Annotated in this window: 14 protein-coding genes; 11 read left to right on the forward strand and 3 right to left on the reverse strand. The window is 70.4% G+C overall.

Annotated elements, in window-relative coordinates; genetic code table 11:
* Window positions 1-2: 2 nt before the first annotated feature.
* The gene (locus ABT304_RS23795; RefSeq protein WP_350719007.1) at window positions 3-197 is read right to left on the reverse strand and encodes a hypothetical protein; all 195 of its coding nucleotides are present in this window, start codon (window positions 195-197) and stop codon (window positions 3-5) included.
* A gap of 26 nt (window positions 198-223) precedes the next feature.
* On the opposite strand from ABT304_RS23795, the gene ABT304_RS23800 reads away from it, so the two are divergent.
* From ABT304_RS23800 to ABT304_RS23840, 9 genes are all read left to right on the forward strand, one after another.
* A complete protein-coding gene (locus ABT304_RS23800; protein WP_350719009.1) occupies window positions 224-772 on the forward strand; it encodes a CGNR zinc finger domain-containing protein in 549 nt (182 codons plus the stop codon).
* Window positions 773-830: 58 nt separating this feature from the next.
* A complete protein-coding gene (locus tag ABT304_RS23805; protein WP_350719010.1) occupies window positions 831-1,781 on the forward strand; it encodes an ATP-binding protein in 951 nt (316 codons plus the stop codon).
* Between the two features lie 259 nt (window positions 1,782-2,040).
* The gene (locus ABT304_RS23810) at window positions 2,041-3,138 is read left to right on the forward strand and encodes a glycosyltransferase (protein WP_350719012.1); all 1,098 of its coding nucleotides are present in this window, start codon (window positions 2,041-2,043) and stop codon (window positions 3,136-3,138) included.
* Window positions 3,138-4,883, forward strand: a complete 1,746-nt coding sequence (locus ABT304_RS23815; protein ID WP_350719014.1) for a glycosyltransferase family 2 protein — start codon at window positions 3,138-3,140, stop codon at window positions 4,881-4,883. The genes ABT304_RS23810 and ABT304_RS23815 overlap by 1 nt, the downstream gene beginning before the upstream one ends.
* Complete coding sequence (locus tag ABT304_RS23820) at window positions 4,880-6,949, forward strand: acyltransferase family protein (protein ID WP_350719016.1); 2,070 nt, start codon at window positions 4,880-4,882, stop codon at window positions 6,947-6,949. The genes ABT304_RS23815 and ABT304_RS23820 overlap by 4 nt, the downstream gene beginning before the upstream one ends.
* Before the next feature lie 18 nt (window positions 6,950-6,967).
* Entirely contained in the window at window positions 6,968-7,420 is a 453-nt protein-coding gene (locus tag ABT304_RS23825; protein WP_008358262.1) for an acyl-CoA thioesterase, read from the forward strand.
* A 118-nt stretch (window positions 7,421-7,538) separates the two neighbouring features.
* On the forward strand, window positions 7,539-10,685 hold the full coding sequence (locus ABT304_RS23830) for a glycosyltransferase (RefSeq protein WP_350719018.1): 3,147 nt from the start codon (window positions 7,539-7,541) through the stop codon (window positions 10,683-10,685).
* 20 nt (window positions 10,686-10,705) lie between these two features.
* Complete coding sequence (locus ABT304_RS23835; RefSeq protein WP_350719019.1) at window positions 10,706-11,326, forward strand: maleylpyruvate isomerase family mycothiol-dependent enzyme; 621 nt, start codon at window positions 10,706-10,708, stop codon at window positions 11,324-11,326.
* Window positions 11,327-11,432: 106 nt separating this feature from the next.
* Window positions 11,433-12,473: an FUSC family protein gene (locus ABT304_RS23840; protein ID WP_350719021.1), complete on the forward strand. Its 1,041-nt coding sequence runs from the start codon at window positions 11,433-11,435 to the stop codon at window positions 12,471-12,473.
* Window positions 12,474-12,745: 272 nt separating this feature from the next.
* Here the strand turns inward: ABT304_RS23840 and ABT304_RS23845 are convergent, their stop codons facing one another.
* Window positions 12,746-13,789 (reverse strand): methyltransferase domain-containing protein, encoded by a 1,044-nt coding sequence (locus ABT304_RS23845; protein ID WP_160024506.1) that lies wholly within the window; start codon window positions 13,787-13,789, stop codon window positions 12,746-12,748.
* Window positions 13,790-13,814: 25 nt separating this feature from the next.
* Window positions 13,815-14,807, reverse strand: coding sequence for a glycosyltransferase family 2 protein (locus ABT304_RS23850; protein WP_350719023.1), 993 nt, complete (start codon window positions 14,805-14,807; stop codon window positions 13,815-13,817).
* A 168-nt stretch (window positions 14,808-14,975) separates the two neighbouring features.
* On the opposite strand from ABT304_RS23850, the gene ABT304_RS23855 reads away from it, so the two are divergent.
* Window positions 14,976-15,230 (forward strand): hypothetical protein, encoded by a 255-nt coding sequence (locus ABT304_RS23855; RefSeq protein WP_160024505.1) that lies wholly within the window; start codon window positions 14,976-14,978, stop codon window positions 15,228-15,230.
* A gap of 18 nt (window positions 15,231-15,248) precedes the next feature.
* The gene (gene ftsY / locus ABT304_RS23860; RefSeq protein WP_502890423.1) at window positions 15,249-16,382 is read left to right on the forward strand and encodes a signal recognition particle-docking protein FtsY; all 1,134 of its coding nucleotides are present in this window, start codon (window positions 15,249-15,251) and stop codon (window positions 16,380-16,382) included.
* Window positions 16,383-16,394 lie beyond the last annotated feature (12 nt).

The following is a 16,394-nucleotide window of genomic DNA, read 5'->3' on the forward strand; positions in this document are numbered from 1 at the left end:
GCTCACCCATGCTCGCGGCTCAGCGCCCGCGGCGGGAGGAGCGGATGGGGCTGCAGGTCGACGCGACGTACGCCGCAGAGTGCGCAACGCACGTAGACGACCCGGCCCTCCGAGGTCTGATGGCTGGACTCGGTGAGCCAGCCGTGGTCGTGGGTGGCGTCCGTGCGCCGGGACTCCTCTGTTGCGCTGTCGGTCATGCTCGTCACTCTGCTGTAATGGTCTTATGCATCTCAACCCTTACGGCGAGTACGCCGTGCTCATGGCCGCCTCGCTCGCCGACGACTGGCCCGAGGACAGGGCCGGCATCGAGGCTCGGACCAGGGAGTTCGGGATGACGATGGACTTCGGCGAGTCTCCGGATGACCACGCGCGCACTCGGCACGTGATCGACGAGTGGCTTCGCGTCGTCGACGAGCCGGAGCCGGGCGAACGGGCGCGGTTGCTCAACGAGCTGATGGCGCAGGCGACCGCCTATCCGAGGCTGACCGATCACGGGCGCGAAGGGTGGCACATCCACTACCGCGACGACACCAACGACTCCCTTCCTGACGTGCTGCGAGCGGTGATCAGCGTGGGCACGGCGCTGCACCTGACCACCCGGGGCATCCATCGGCTGGGCCGGTGCGAAGCGGGGAAGGTGGAGGGGGACCCGTGTTCGGCGGTGGTCGTGGACGTCACCCGCAACGGACGGCAGCGCTATTGCTCGGTCCGCTGTGCCAACCGGGCTGCGGTCCGCCGACATCGCGCCCGGCACTCCATGACTGCCTCCTGATCGACGTACTGAGGTCGAGCCGCTGACGGCTGGGGCGAACGAGAGGCACACTGGCCACATGATGTACGTGCCAGACGGGGGCCGTCCTGAGCTGCGAGTGCGCCTCGCCGCCGAGACCGCCAGCGTGCCGGGCGCGCGCAGATTCGTCACCGACGGTCTCGTGGAGTGGGGCCGTGATCATCTTGTCGACGATGCTGCCCTGTGTATCACCGAGATGGCGGCGAACTCGGCCCTGCACAGCGGCAGCCCCTACATGCATATCCGTCTGCGTGACCTGGAACCGGCCGTACGGCTCAGCGTCGAGGACGACGGCGCGTTGGTCCCGCTCCCCGCCGTGGCCCCGCCCCCGGTCGAAAGCCAGGGCACCACGGGACGCGGCTTGGTCATCGTGTCGGTGCTGGCGGAGTCGTGGGGGATCGAGGAGCGTGCCGACGGGCGGCGCATCTGGGCCGAGCTCGCCGGCGACGGCGTCGAGCACGACGTACGGCCTCCCGCCGTGGAGTTCGGCGAGCAGGCGCTGCTGGAGCCGGCCGCCCTTCCCGCGGACTGGGTCACCGTGCGGCTTCCCGCCTGCCCGGTGCAGCTGGGGCTTCAGATCGACCAGCGGCTCGACGATCTGGTCCGTGAGCTCCAGCTCATCGACTCCGAGGACGGCCCGACCCCGCCGCGCGAGCTCGGCGAGCTGATCGAGCGGCTGGTGACCCGGCCGGCCTTCGCGCGGCACATGGGTCGTCGGATCGCTCTGGACGCAGCCGCGGCGGGGCTGGAGTACGTCGACATCGAGATGACCCTTCCCCGCGAGATGGGCCCCATGCTGCGGGAGCTGCTGGCTGCCGACAACCTGGCCGACGAGATCAGCGAGACCCACCAGCTGCTCACCTTGCGCTCCACGCCGGAGATGGTGTCGCTGCGGACCTGGTTCACCGAGAGCATCGTCGACCAGGCGGAGAACGACGCCGACCCGGTGCCGTACGACGAATGGGTGAAGGCGAGAGACAGCGCTGGGTGATGTAGTGGTTGACTGATGCGTCGCTACGGCATCAGACCAGGTCCTCGCCGATATGAACGCGTATGTCTGGTGAACGTTCGATGAACAAAAGGTCAACGCGCGCTAGCAATGGTGCTGATTGGTAAAGGCGGTCCTCTTGAGCCGTCTAGAATTCCTCAGCCGCCGGGTATTTGGTGGCTCCGGCGAGACCCGTCTCGTCATGTTGACGTCCGTCCGGGGGAGCGTCACGTCATAACGAGAAACCTTCGAGGACCCCCACATGCCTTCGACCCTGCTGTCGTTCCCTCATTACGCGAGCAACCCGTACCTGACCATGCTCACCGTGGCGCCGCGAGCCGCGGGCTGGGATGTCACGGACGGCATACGAGGTCTACGCCGGCTGGAGGCGCGCGCGGAGCACATGGGGCGGGGAGACGTGCTTCATGTCCACTGGACCTCGCCTGTGACCTCCGGCTGCGAGAGCGTCGAGGAGGCCTGGGCCAACGCGGCCCGGTTCGAGGACGTGCTGAGCGGCCTGCGCGACCGTGGCGCCGACGTGCTGTGGACGGTGCACAACTCGATCGCCCACGAGGCGGACTACGTCGACGTCGAGCTCGCGGTCGCCAAGGCGCTGGCCAGCTACGCGACCCGGATCATCCAGCTCAACCCGGCTACAGTCGAGGAGACCGCGGCCTACTACACGCTCCCACCCGACAAGATCGTCGATCTGCCGCACTCGTCCTACCTCGGTGTGTACCCCGACGGTGGTGACGACGCCGCCTCGCGGGAGCGCATCGGGGTCCCGCAGGGGGTGCCGACGGTCGGCTTCATCGGCCAGATCCGGGCGTACAAGGGCCTCGACGTGCTCTGTCGGGCGGTCGAGATCGCTGCCGAGCAGGTGCCGGATCTGACCTTCGTCGTGGCCGGCAAGGTGGTGCCCGCCTCCGACGTGGAGACAGTCGAGGAGATGCTCTCGGCCCCGAACATCGTCAAGCGGCTCGGCTTCGTGGAGGCCGCCGACTTCTCCGACTGGATGCGGGCCAGCGACGTGGTGGCGCTGCCCTACCGCCGTATCCTCAACTCCGGCTCGCTGCTCGCCGCAGGCACCTTCGGTCGCACCGCCGTGATCCCCGACGGCACCCCGGTCGCGCGGCAGTTCGCCGACCAGCCGTGGGTGGTGACGTACGCGCCGGAGCCCGACGAGCCGGTGGCGCTGGCGGCGGCGATCCTGGAGGCCCTGGACGGGCAGGAGTCGCGGCATCGGGCCGCTCAGCAGTTCACGCGTGCGTACACGCCCTACGACATGTCGCGCGACTACCTGCGGCTGCTCGACGGGTTGTCGAGCGATCTGGTCGGCGACCTGGAGGGTGCAGCCTGATGACCACTCCTGAGCTCTCCGTCGTCGTTCCGACGCACGATGTCGGGCTGTGGGTCGGCGAGCTGCTCTCCTCGATCCTCGAGGACCAGTCCACGCCTGTCGATCCGGTGGACCTGGAGGTCATCGTCGTCGACGACGCCTCGACCGACGAGACGTTCGAGATCGCCGAGGCGTACGCAGCACGCGACCCGCGCCTGACGGTGGTCCGCTCACCCGGGAAGGGCGGTGGACAGGCGCGCAACCACGGTGTCTCGCTGGCGCGCGGCCGCTTCCTCGCGTTCGCGGACGGTGACGACCTGGTGCCCCGCGGGGCGTACGCCGCGATGCTGCGCAAGACGCGGCAGACCGGCTCGGACATGGTCGTCGGCCGGTTCTTCAAGCTCTTCAGCGACCGGGTCTGGTGGCCGGTGCGGGCATGGCCGGCCTTCGACGAGGAGCGCACCCTGGTGACGCTGTCCGACGCGCCGTCCGCCCTGCGCAACCGGGCCTGCTGGAACCGGGTCTTCCGGCGCGACTTCTGGGACGCGGCGCAGATCTCGTTCCCCGACGCCTCACGCTCCAACGACATCGAGCCGATGGTCCACGCGCTGACCACGGCCCGCTTCGACATTGTGACCGAGACGGTCTACGTCTACCGCGACCGGCCCGGACCGGGTTCGATGACGGCGAGGTCGCACTCGCCGGCGGGGATCATCAGCTATCTCGAGCAGGAGCTGCGCTGCGCCCGCCGGATCATCGAGCTCGGCGACCCGCGGGTGCGCGCGGAGTACGCGTCGCTGATCTTCGACGCCGATGGGTGGATGGCGATCGTCCGCGCGCTGCGGGGCATGTCCGTGATCGACCCGGAGGCGCTGGAACCCGCGCGGGTCCTGGTCGCCGAGCTGGTCGGACTCTTCGACGACGGTGTGGTCGAAGACCTGGAGCGCGACAAGCGGTGGGGCTGGCGGCTCGTCGAGTCGGGCCAGTGGGCCACCGCCGCCCGGCTGATCGGCGAGGACGTCCGCTGGGGCGACCGTGCGGTCGCCGACGTCCTGGAGACACTGCAGCTGGTCGCCGACAGCGGCGTGGTGCCGCTGCGTACGCTCCAGCGGCCGCTGGTCAACGCTGTCGCGACGATCTCGCTGGGCGATGAGACGCTCGTCGGCGACGACCTCGCCGACCTGGTGCTCAAGCATCGCGACCTCTTCACCGCAGTCTCCGAGGCAAGCGAGGCAAGCGAGACTGACGAGACTGACGAGGCGCCGGGCTGGCGGCTCGGCCGGATCATGGCAGCCCTCGACGAGGGCCCGGAGCTGCTGCGCCAAGTCGTCGCAGGCGCGACCGACCCGGTGACCGCCACCTCGCTCTCGCTCGTCGACGGCCGCGCCCACCTGCACCTGGCCCACACGATGGTCAGGCCCGAGCGACTCCGTGTGGTATTCCTCCATGACCGCCGGCGCCGAGCTCTGGACTACGCCGCCAGCGAGCTCGCGTCCGGACAGCTCGAGGTGGCGCTGCCGACCACCTCGCTCTCGGGCGGTCGCTGGCGGATGCGGTTCGAGGGCCGCGACGCGCTGGGCGAGTTCGACGGGCCGGTGATCATCCACGAAGACGTCATCGGCGAGCGGATCGACGAGCGTGCGCAGATCGTCGAGCTCGACGGTCGCCCGCGCCATGGGATCGAGATCCCGCTGACCTTCGGCGAACGGGGTGTCCGCAAGGCCCGCCGCGTCGCCGGCCGGGTCGTCCGCAGGGTGCGCCGGTGACCGCTGTCGCCGTCGCGCCCGCCAAGGACGGGCAGCCCGGGCAGGCCGGGCAGCCGGCGCGGGACAAGCGGCCGGAGATCCAGGCGCTGCGTACGGCCGCGGTGCTGGGGGTCGTGCTCTTCCACCTGTGGCCGGGCGCGATCCGCGGCGGGTATGCCGGCGTCGACGTCTTCTTCGTCATCTCGGGCTTCCTGATCACCTCCCACCTGGTGCGCGAGGCCGCCAAGCCGGGCGGGGTGCGGCTGGGCGCCTTCTGGGCGCGCCGGATCCGGCGGCTGCTCCCCGCGGCGCTGCTGGTGCTCGTATGCAGTGCGGTGGCGACGTACGTCCTGGTGCCGGAGGCCCTGTGGCAGCAGTTCCTGCGGGAGACGGTCGCGGCCGCGTTCTACGTCGAGAACTGGCAGCTGTCCTGGGCGGCGGTCGACTACCTCGCCGCCGAGGACCCGCCCTCGCCCGTGCAGCACTACTGGTCACTGTCGGTCGAGGAGCAGTTCTACTTCATCTGGCCGCTGCTGATCGTCGCGGCGGCGCTCCTGACCCGGCGACGGCCGAAGGTGCGGCTGACGGCGATCCGGGCGCTCTTCCTTGCCGTCTTCGTGGTCAGCTTCGCGGCCTCGGTGTATGTGACCGCGACGGACGGCGCCGACTCCTACTTCGTCACCTACGTGCGCGCCTGGGAGTTCGCGGTCGGCGGTCTCATCGCTGTGCTGCCGTTCTCCCTCAAGCGCGTGCCCGGGCGCTGGGCGCCGTACGCCGCGGTGGCCGGCTGGCTCGGGGTGCTCGGCGCGCTGTTGCTCTTCAACGACTCGCTGCCGTTCCCGGGCTGGGTGGCGCTGCTGCCGGTCGTCGGCACCGCGCTGGTCATCTGGGCGGGCGCGCCCCGCGGCCTCGGGATTCGGGTCGTCGGCCATCCGGTCGTGCAGTGGATCGGGACGGTCTCCTACTCGCTCTATCTGTGGCACTGGCCGCTCGTGGTCGTGCTCCCCGAGACCGGGCCCGTGCTCGGCACCTGGCTCCGCGAGCCGCTGATCCTCCTGGTCACCATCGGCCTCGCGGCCCTGACCTACCGGTTCGTGGAGACGCCGTTCCGCACCGGACCGATCTTGGAGACCACCCCGCGGGCCTTCCTCTTCGGGGTGCTCGGAGCGGCCCTGGTCGCCGCCGTCGCGGTCCCCGGGATCCTGCACGGGCGCAACCTGGTCGATGAGAGTCGCGCCCAGGCTGAGGCGCTCGCAACGGGAGACACCGAGTGCTTCGGCGCCGCCGCCCTGATGGAGGGGTGCCGGAACCCGGAGCTCGACGGCGTACTTCTCCCTGCACCGATCGCCCGCAAGGATGACACCGGCCGGGCTTACCGGTGCTACCTCCCCGAGATCGAGACGTACGCCGCCGACGCCCGCCCCGAGGTCTGCCACCTCGGCTCCGACGACCCGGATGCGCTCAGGGTCGCGCTGGTCGGTGACTCGCACGGCGCTTCGCTGATCCCCGGCCTGACCCGGGTCGCCGAGAGCTCAGGATGGTCGGTCGACACGTTGGTCGCCAACGGCGGTGGGCTGCTCCCGGCCACCGCGGGTGACCCGCGCCGCGCCTACCACGAGGCGTTGATCGAGCAGCTCGACCAGGGGGCGTACGACGTCGTGCTGGTCACCCAACGCCGCAATCCGAACCTCGCGGCCGGCGAGCCGAACCCGGTCGCCGACCAGCTCGCCCAGGCCTGGAAGCCGATGCTCGAGCGGGGCACGAAGATCATCGCGCTCGCCGACAACCCGTACCTCACCCCCGAGGCGGCGACCTGCCTCGACGAGATCGAGACGCTCGCGGACGCCGGGGCGTGCGAGATGACCCGCCAGGAGGCGTACGCCACCTCTGACCCGCTCGCCGAAGCGGTCCGCCTGGCAGGGCCGGGCGCTTCGCTGATCGACCTCTCTGCGGCCTACTGCGACGAGGACCGGTGTCCCCTGGTGGTCGGCCACGTGCAGGCCTATCGCGACCGGAGCCACATCACCGCGACCTTCTCGATGACGCTGGCGCCCTATCTGGTCCGTGCGGTCGAGGACGAGCTCTAGGATCTAGGATCAGCGGCGATGAGCACTCCTGACCGCAAGGCCCCGACCCGCGCCGACTACGTGCACTGGCGCACGATCACCACCCGTTGGCGCGACGACGACGCGTACGGTCACCTCAACAACGCGACCTACTACGAGTACTTCGACACCGCGGTCAACGCCTATCTGTTCGAGACGACCGGCGTGAACGTGCGAAAGCTGCCGAAGATCGGGATCGTCGCGGAGACCTCGTGCCGCTACCTGCGCGAGATCGGGTTCCCCGAGCCGGTCGAGGCCGGGCTGGTCGTCGACAAGGTCGGGAGCTCGTCGGTCATCTACCGGATCGGGCTCTTCCAGGGGCCGGGCGAGGAGGCCGCGGCGGAGGGTCGGTTCGTGCACGTGTACGTCGACAACACCGACCCGTCGCGTCCGGTGACGCCGATGCCCGACGAGATCCGGGAGGCGGTCATGCCGCTGTGGCGGCAGAATTGACCTTGACAGTTGGGTGAACGTGCGTGGCGCCGTTCACCGCCACTCGGCACTGTGACAGTCTGACCCACTGCCGAAGCACGATCTAGAGCGTCTTGGGGGACCTTTAGTGGACGAAGAGTTGAAGCGCATCGCACGTGGCGGACTGCGCAGGGGGCGAGACCTTGCCCGCAAGGTCTACAACGACTCGCCCCTCTACAGCCGGGCCGACGACGTACGTCTGCTGGTCGACTGCCCGCTGTTCGACCACGAGTGGTACGCCGAGCAGGTCGGTGAGCGCCTCGACCGCAAACGCGCCGCCCGGCACTATCTCGAGCAGGACCCGGCCAAGCCGCTGGCGCAGCCCAGTCCGCTCTTCGACCCGGAGTTCTTCGTCGCGCGGCTGACCCCGCGGCTGCGCAAGCAGATGGGCGATCAGGACCCGTTCCTCTACTGGCTGCGCGCCGAGCTGTGGCTGCAGCCGACGCACCCGCTCTTCGACACCGACGGCTACACCGAGCGGCGCAAGACCGAGAACTTCTACGGCGGCGCGATCGGTCACTACGTCGACCGGGGCGCCCGCAACGGACGCCGCGCCAACGACTGGCTCGAGCAGGTCGACGGCCGGTTCCCCGACCTGCGCGACTGGATCCGCGACCGGCGCGCGGAGTGGCAGGCCCGGCAGGGCGGCCCGAAGACCTGGCGGCCGGACATCGACCGCGTCCCGGCTGCCCCCGCCGGTCGTGAGCCGGTCGGCACGGTCACCGTCATCGTCGATCTGGGCGCCTCCGACGAGCACGCCCGAGCGACGCTGGACAGCGTGGCCGCCCAGACCGGGGTGAGCACCGAGGTCATCGTCATCGACCGCGGCCTGACCCCGTCGGTCGCCGAGGTCATCGCTGAGGTCACCCCTGGCGCCCGGGTCGTGCTCGGCGACCCGGACCGCGGCGAGCCCGGCGTGGTCGCTGCGTTCTCGCAGGTCAACGGCGACTTCGTCGCGTACGTCGCTGGGGGAGATGTCTGGAGGCCCGGCCGTCTCGCGCGGCTGGTCTCGGTGGCCGAGGCGGCCGGGAGGCCGCTGGTCGCCGACGTGCTGGAGCGCCCGTGGCAGGCCGAGCAGCGGTTCGCCATCGACGTACCTCCGGCCTCGCCGGGACCCGACGTGCCCGGTCCGTTGATGCGGACCCTGGTCTCGCGACTGCTGGTCTCCGCGCCGCTTCTGGAAGAGGTCGGTGGTCCCCGTGACGACATCGGCTTCGGCTGGGCCTACGACCTTGCCCTGCGGCTGACCTCGAAGTCGGTGATCGAGGTCGTGCCCGAGGTCGGCGTCGAGCGCCGCCAGGGCATCAACCCGCGCCGTCCGCGGCAGGACCGGCTCCCGCTCGACCCCTTCGACCTCGAGTCGTGGGAGGACGTCGTACGCAACCGGACCTTCATCGACTGGAGCGCGCTCGGCTCGCGCACCCCGGACCCGGACGTGGTCTCGGTGGTCATCCCCACCTACGACGACTCGCTGCTGACCGTGGGCGCGGTCGAGGCCGTGATGGAGCACGGCGCGGGGGAGAAGCGGCTCGAGATCGTGGTCTGGGACAACGGCTCCTCGGCCCGGGTCTCGGCGGTGCTCGACTCGCTGCCGCTTCGCTTCCCCGAGGTGAAGGTGGTGCACAGCACCGTCAACCACAACTTCGCGCTCGGCAACAACCTCGCCATCCCGTACGTCACCGGGGAGACCGTGGTCTTCCTCAACAACGACACCACGGCGCTGGCCGGCTGGCTCTCGCCTCTGGTCGAGGCGCTCGAGGATCCCGAGGTGCTCGCGGTCCAGCCGCTGCTGCTCTACCCGAGCGGGTCGGTGCAGTCGGCCGGGGTCGTCTTCCCGCCCTACGGCGGGCTGCCCTACAACATGCTCGCCGAGTACCCGCCTGAGGACGCCGCGGGTCTCGACGGTCACCGGTTCTCCGCGCTCACCGGCGCGGCGCTGGTGATGCGCTACCGCGACGTCGTCGCATGTGAGGGGTTCGACCCGATCTTCACCAACGGGATGGAGGACGTCGACCTGTGCCACCGGCTCGCCGCGCTGCGGCCGGGCTTGTTCCGGGTCGTGACCTCCTCCGAGGTCGTCCACCACGAGTCGAAGTCGAAGGGCCGCTTCGCCCGCGCCCCGCGCAACCGGCTGATCTACCTCGACCGCTGGCTCGGCCGCACCGAGCCACGCGACGACGTCGCCGCCTGGGCGGCCTGCGGCTACCAGGTCGTCGGCCGGGCGGCGGCCGGGAACCCGACCGGCCCCGCGAAGACGTACGCCGCCACCCGACCGATCCTCGCCCCGATGCCGCGCGCCTCGGTCGTCGAGGGCGTCCCGCAGCTGCGCTGGTCGATCAAGATCTCCGCGCCCGGCGCGCCGGAGGGAGAGCGGTGGGGTGACACCCACTTCGCCCGTGCGCTGGCCCGTTCGCTGCGCAGGCTCGGCCAGTCCGCGGTCGTCGACCACCACTACGAGTGGGAGCGGCCGAGCGCGCTCGACGACGACGTCGTGGTCACCCTGCGCGGTCTCTCGCGCTACTTCCCGGCGCCCGACGGCCGGATCAACATCGGCTGGGTGATCTCCCACCCCGACGCGGTCACCCGCGCCGAGGCGGCCTCGTTCGACCGGCTGCTGGCAGCCGGGCCGATCTGGGCCGAGCGGATGTCGGCGCGGTGGGGCATTCGCATCGACCCGCTGCTGCAGGCCACCGACCCCGAGCTGTTCAACCCCGACCGGGCGCTGCCCGACTCCGGTCACGCGGTGCTCTTCGTCGGCACCTCGCGCGACGTCGAGCGCCCGATCATCCACGACGCGGTCTCGGCAGGACTGCCGCTGTCGGTCTACGGCCACGGCTGGGAGCCCTACATCCCGCGCCACTACGTCAAGGCCCAGTTCATGTCCAACACCCGGCTCGGCGCCGAGTACCGGGCCGCCGGGGTCGTACTCAACGACCACTGGTCTGACATGCGCGACTACGGCTTCATCTCCAACCGGCTCTTCGACGCCGTCGCCTCCGGCGCCCGGGTCATCTCCGACGACGTCGTCGGTCTACGCGACGTCTTCGGCGACACCGTGCAGGTCTACGAGACCCCCGAGGACCTGGTGAAATGGTCCTCGATGCCCGACCCCTCGGTCGTCTTCGGCACCGACGAGCACATCCGCGCCGAGGCCGCCCGCATCCACCGCGACCACGGCTTCGACGCCCGCGCCCGCTCCCTCCTCGACATCGCGCTCGAGGAGCGCGCCAAGCGCGACCGCCCCTAGGGACCTGTCAGAGTGTCCGCATGACGAAGCTGTCGGTGATCCAGCTGCGCGAGCGGGACGCACTGGTCGATGACCTGAGGTCGCTCTCGCCCGAGCAGTGGCGCTCGGCCACCCTCTGCGGGGAGTGGGACGCGGAGGAGGTCGTGGCGCACCTCGGCGCGGCCTCGCGACTCTCGTTCCCGGCCTGGCTGCGGAGCATGATCGGGGCGCGGTTCGATCCGGCCGTACACAACCGCAGGCGGCTCGAGGAGTTCCGCGGATCCTCGCCGGAGGAGACGCTCGAGATGTACGCCCGGATCGGACCCATCGCGCTGCCGCGGAAGGAGAGCGTCGGCGGGCTGGGGGAGATGATCGTGCACGGCGAGGACATCCGGCGGCCCCTCGGCATCCGGCACGACCCCGACCCCGACGGGCTCTCGGCTGTCGCCAGGTTCTTCGCCACCAAGGACTTCGCGGTCAACAGCAAGTCGCTGGTGGAGGGCCTCCGGCTCCGAGCGGTCGACGCCGAGTTCGTGGCCGGCGACGGCCCCGAGGTCAACGGCCGCCTGCTCGACTTGGTCATGGCGATGGCCGGAAGGCGCGAGGTGATGGCGGACCTGCGCGGGGACGGTGTCGCTGAGCTTCTCGACCGGCTTAGCTGAACCCGCCGGGTAGTCCAGGGAGTTTCCGTCGCTCTACCGGCTGGTAACGGACGGAAACTCCCTGGACTATCTGGTGGTTCCGGGTGGCCGTAAGGTGTCTGGTGCGATGAGAGCGGTACGGCACGGGGGAGATGGGTTGGGCAGCGACCGGAGCCGGCTCGAGCGATTGATGCAGGAGTCCATCCGGATCTCACCGGCGCCAGGAAGCCACTCGCCCGCCTGGCGCGCGAGCGTGACGCTGCTCGTCGGGCTGGTGGCGCTGGCCGGGGTCGGACACATCGAGCTCGCCGCGTACGCCTGCTTCGGCACCTTCGCCTCGATCTACGGCGGCCGCCAGCCGCTGCGAGGTCGCTGGCGGACCCAGACCGCTGCCGGCGCGCTGATGTGTGCCGCGGTCCTGTGCGGTGCGCTCGTCGCGACGTCCCCGCACCGGGCCTGGCTCGTCATCCCGGTCGCCGCGGTGTGGGCTGCGGCCGGGTCGATGCTCTCGGACCGGTTCGTGCTGCGGCCTCCGGGACCGATGTTCCCGGTGTTCGCGGTGGCGACCTGTGCCGCGCTCCCGGTGACCCCGTCGGGGGTCGTGGTGGCGGTCGGTGTGGCGTCCGCCGCAGCCCTGATCGCCGTGCTCCTCGGTCTGCTCGAAGAGCGGCTGGCCGGCAGCGGAGCCTCGGTCGAGGCGAGCCGTGGCGAGGTACGCCTCGACCACGCCACCGCGGCCGTCGTGGCGGTCGTGGTCGCCGGTACGGTCTCCACCGCGCTCGGGCTCAGCCACACCTACTGGGCGATGGTGGCCGCGGCCGTACCGTTCGGCGTCACCGGGCTGCTGGCGCAGACGACCCGCGGGCTGCAGCGCGTCGTCGGCACCTTGGTCGGCCTGGTCCTGGCAGCGGTGCTGCTCTCGGTCTCGCTCCCCGCGCTCGTCGTCGCGGTGGTCGTTGCCGCGCTCCAAGCGGTCACCGAGCTGCTCGTCGGGCGTCACTACGGCCTCGCCCTCGTCGCCATCACCCCGCTCTCGCTGCTGATGGTCCAGCTCGGCCACCCACAGCCCGTCGACGCCCTGCTGTGGTCACGCCTCGCCGAGACGCTCCTCGGCGTCGTCGTGGGCCTCGCCGCTGCGCTCGCCCTCCGCGAGTTCCGCCGCCGCTGACCCGCCGAGGCGTCGCCCCGGTCGGCCGAGACGTCACTTACGTCGGCCGAGGCGTCACTTACGTCGGCCGAGGCGTCACTTACGTCGGCCGAGGCGTCATGGCGGTGCCAAGTCGGGCGACCTAAGCGACGCTTCGGCCGTCCTTAGTGACGCTTCGGGCGATGGGCGCTGAGGTAGAGGATTGCGCGCCGAGTCGGCGCAACCGCGCGCCTCGCTCGCTTCGCTTCGCTCCAAGGCGCGCAGTTGCGCCGACTCGGCTACACCAGGCTCGGCTACTTCTCGAAGACTGCCTGGTCGAGGACGCGGCGCTCGTCGTCGGCCAGGACGACGAGCTCCTCGCGGGTGAGGCCGGTGCCTTCGCCGGTGGGGGAGAGGTTGATGAAGAACTCGTGCTTGACGGTGTCGTGGAACGAGGTCTCCCGCATCGAGATGAAGTCGAGGTCGGCGAGGTCCTGGAGCAGCAGGCGGAGGTGGTGGGGGGTGCAGACCCAGTTGTGGGTGTCGATGTAGCGCTCCCCACGCTGGGCCTCGGCCCCACTCGCCTTCACGGCGTCGAGGCCGTGGGCGAAGGTGTAGTCGCCCTTGTGGCGCGGACCCCAGGCGGTGATGCCGCCGTGCTTGGCCGCGTTGAGCCGCTCCTCGATGACGGCGCCCATGGTGTGCACCGAGGACGGGTAGAGCGAGGCGTCGATGACGCGCGAGAGCGAGGCGCGCTCTCGGAACCGGTCGAAGCAGTAGCGGTGGTCGGGGATCACCAGGGCGAGCACGCCTTCGGGGTTGAGCAGCTTCTCGCACTCGTTGATGAAGTCGATCATCGAGGTCGTGTGCTCGATGACGTGGGAGGCGACGACGAGGTCGAAGCGCTCCGGGATCACGTCTGACCAGGGAGTTCCCGGCCGGAAGACGTAGTCGACCTCCTCGATGTCGTCGGGGTCGTACTGGGGGAAACCGGCATAGCGCTGAACCAGGCCCTCGCGGTCGAGATAGTCGACGATGCGTACGTCATAGCCGTCCCGCTTGGGCAGGATCGCGTTGTGCGCGGGGCCGATCTCCAGGATCAGGGCGTCGGGCTTGACCCCGGCGAGCACCTGCTCACGACGCAGCTCGAGCCGGTCCAGGCCCGGGATGGCCGGGACCGCGGTGGTGCGGTTTCGGTCGCCCTGCAGCCCCTCCACCTTCGTACGCAGCTTCTGGTTGCGCTGCTTGAGCTCGTCGATCCGGCCGTGCAGGCGCGCGGCCTCGGCATCGGCGGCACGGACGGTCTGCAGACCTGCGGCGGCGAGGCCGCGGCGTACGGCGCCCCTGAAGGTGGGCAAGACAGGTCCTCCTGAGAAGAGAGTTTCAGCGTGTGCGGGGTGGGATGTAGGGCTCGGCCGCCAGTGCGGCCCGGCCGCGCTCGGCGCCGAGGGCGTGCTCGTCGTCGGGCACCGCCTTGTCGTTCTCCGGATCGAGCACGTCACGCATGAGGTCGGGGACGAGCGATCGGCCGAGCACGATGTGCAGGTGGTAGGTCAGCCAGTCGTCGAACGAGTAGTCCCCGGAGAAGGCGCCGGCGGCGAGCTCGGCCCGGGTCGGCGTGCGCGCGAGGTAGGCGTCCTGCAGCGTGCCGCTCAGGTAGCGCTGGTAGTCGCGCATCCCGTGGTGGCGCGGGCTCGGCTTCAGGTCGGGGTTGGCCTCATAGCCCTTGCCGGCGTTGATCACCTTGCGCTCCAGCTGGGCCCAGGAGCGCCAGGGGAGGTGGAGCACCTCGAGAGCGACCTCGTCTGGCGGCTGGCCGTTGCTCATCAGCGAGACGAAGTGGTTGCCCTGGACGACCTTGATGTCCGACTCGCCGCGGTGGATGGCGTTGGGCGTCGGATGCGCGTGGAGCCCGGCCGCCTCGAGGCGCTCGTCGGAGCGCCGGTCGCGCCACTGGAGCCGGTTGATGCCGCCGCCGGTCCAGGCGGGCGGGCCGACGAGGTTCTCCACCTCGACGGTGAACGCGTTCAGCGACAGGGGAGTGGCCTCGAGCGCCTGGCGTACGGTCAGGCCCTTGTCCTTGGGCACCAGGAACTCGTCGGCGTCGAGGTTGAGGACCCAGTCGGCGCGGAAGTGGGTGCGGGCACGTCGGGCCATCGCGGTGACGACCTTGCCCTGCTGCTTCTCGTGGACGGGGTCGTGGTGGAGCTCGACCCGTCCCGTGGCGGCGTAGCGCTCGAGCACCTCGGTGGTCCCGTCGACCGACGCGTTGTCCGTGACGATCAACGTGTCGACACCCTGGTCCAGGTGGTGCTCGATCATCGCGGCGACGATGTCGACCTCGTCCCGGACCATCATTGTCCCGATGATCCTCATGCCGTGAAACACTACCGGCCCGGTGGACGTTGTCGAGATCCCGCGCCGTACGACGGGACGCCCCGGGCGCGGGCGCGCGTGCCCGCGCGTGCCGTTGTGTGCTCCGGGCGCGAGGTGTGCGAGGGTGGACGCCGTCCGTGCGTATCCAGAAGGAGGCTGGCCGAGCCAGTGACGACCATCCTTGTCATCTTCGTGGCGATGCTGCTCATCGTCGCGCTGGCCGGACTCGTGATCGTCTACACGGTCTTCCCCCACCGCGGACAGAAGATGCCGTACGCCACCAAGCTCGGTCAGGCGATGGAGCGGGCCGTCGACACGGCCCCCACGCTCAGTCCGGCCACCCGACTGCAGACCCGCCGCGAGGACCGCCTCACCGAGCTGCTCGGTGAGCGCAAGCCAGGAACTACGGAAAATCAGGGCTAGTTTGATTGGATGAGGCCCATGGAAATGGTCACCCTCATCGTCATCATCGCGGTCGCCGCTGTCGCGATCATCGGCGGCGGCATCGTCGGCCTGGTCGCCAGCACCCGGCGCCGCAAGGACCGTTCGCTGCCGACCGAGGCCGGGACCGATGTCATCACCCGCCCCGAGGAGCCGACGGTCGGGGAGGCCGAGCCGGAGACCGTGCCGGCGGAGCCCGCCGCGCCGGTCATCGAGAAGCCGGAGAGCACCGCCTCCCGCCTGGTGCGGCTGCGCCAGCGCCTGGCCGGCTCCAACGCGCTGGGCCGTGGTCTGCTCAACCTGCTCTCCTCCGACAGGCTCGACGAGGACACCTGGGAGTCCATCGAGGATCTGCTGCTCACCGCCGACATCGGCGTCGCCCCGACCCAGGAGCTGGTCGAGGGGCTGCGCACCCGGCTGCGCGTCGAGGGCGGCAAGGTCGACGTCAAGGCGGCGCTGCGCGACGAGCTGATCAAGCTGGTCGACCCGGGCATGGACCGCCGGCTCCAGGTCAGCGGTGCCGACGGCGCCCCCGGTGTGGTGCTGATGGTCGGCGTCAACGGCACCGGCAAGACCACCACCACCGGCAAGCTCGCCCGCATCCTGGTCTCCGAGGACCGCAAGGTCGTCCTCGGCGCCGCCGACACCTTCCGTGCGGCCGCCGCCGAGCAGCTGACCACCTGGGGCGAGCGCGTCGGTGTCGAGGTCGTCCGCGGCCCGGAGGGCACCGACCCGGCCAGCGTCGCGTTCGACTCGGTCAAGGAGGGTCTCGACACCGGCGTCGACACGATCATCGTGGACACTGCCGGCCGGCTGCAGAACAAGGCCGGCCTGATGGACGAGCTCGGCAAGGTCAAGCGCGTCATCGAGAAGCAGACCCCGGTCACCGAGGTGCTGCTCGTCCTCGACGCCACCACCGGCCAGAACGGCCTCATCCAGGCCCGCGTCTTCAGCGAGGCCGTCGCGGTCAGCGGCATCGTCCTCACCAAGCTCGACGGCTCCGCCAAGGGTGGCATCGTCGTCGCCGTGCAGCGCGAGCTCGGTGTTCCGGTCAAGCTCGTCGGCCTCGGTGAGGGTCCCGACGACCTGGCTCCGTTCACCCCTGAGGCCTTCGTCGACGCGCTCCTGGGCTAGCAAGGCGTGTCA

The organism is Nocardioides sp. NPDC000445 (assembly GCF_040300245.1).
Taxonomy (GTDB): Bacteria; Actinomycetota; Actinomycetes; order Propionibacteriales; family Nocardioidaceae; genus Nocardioides.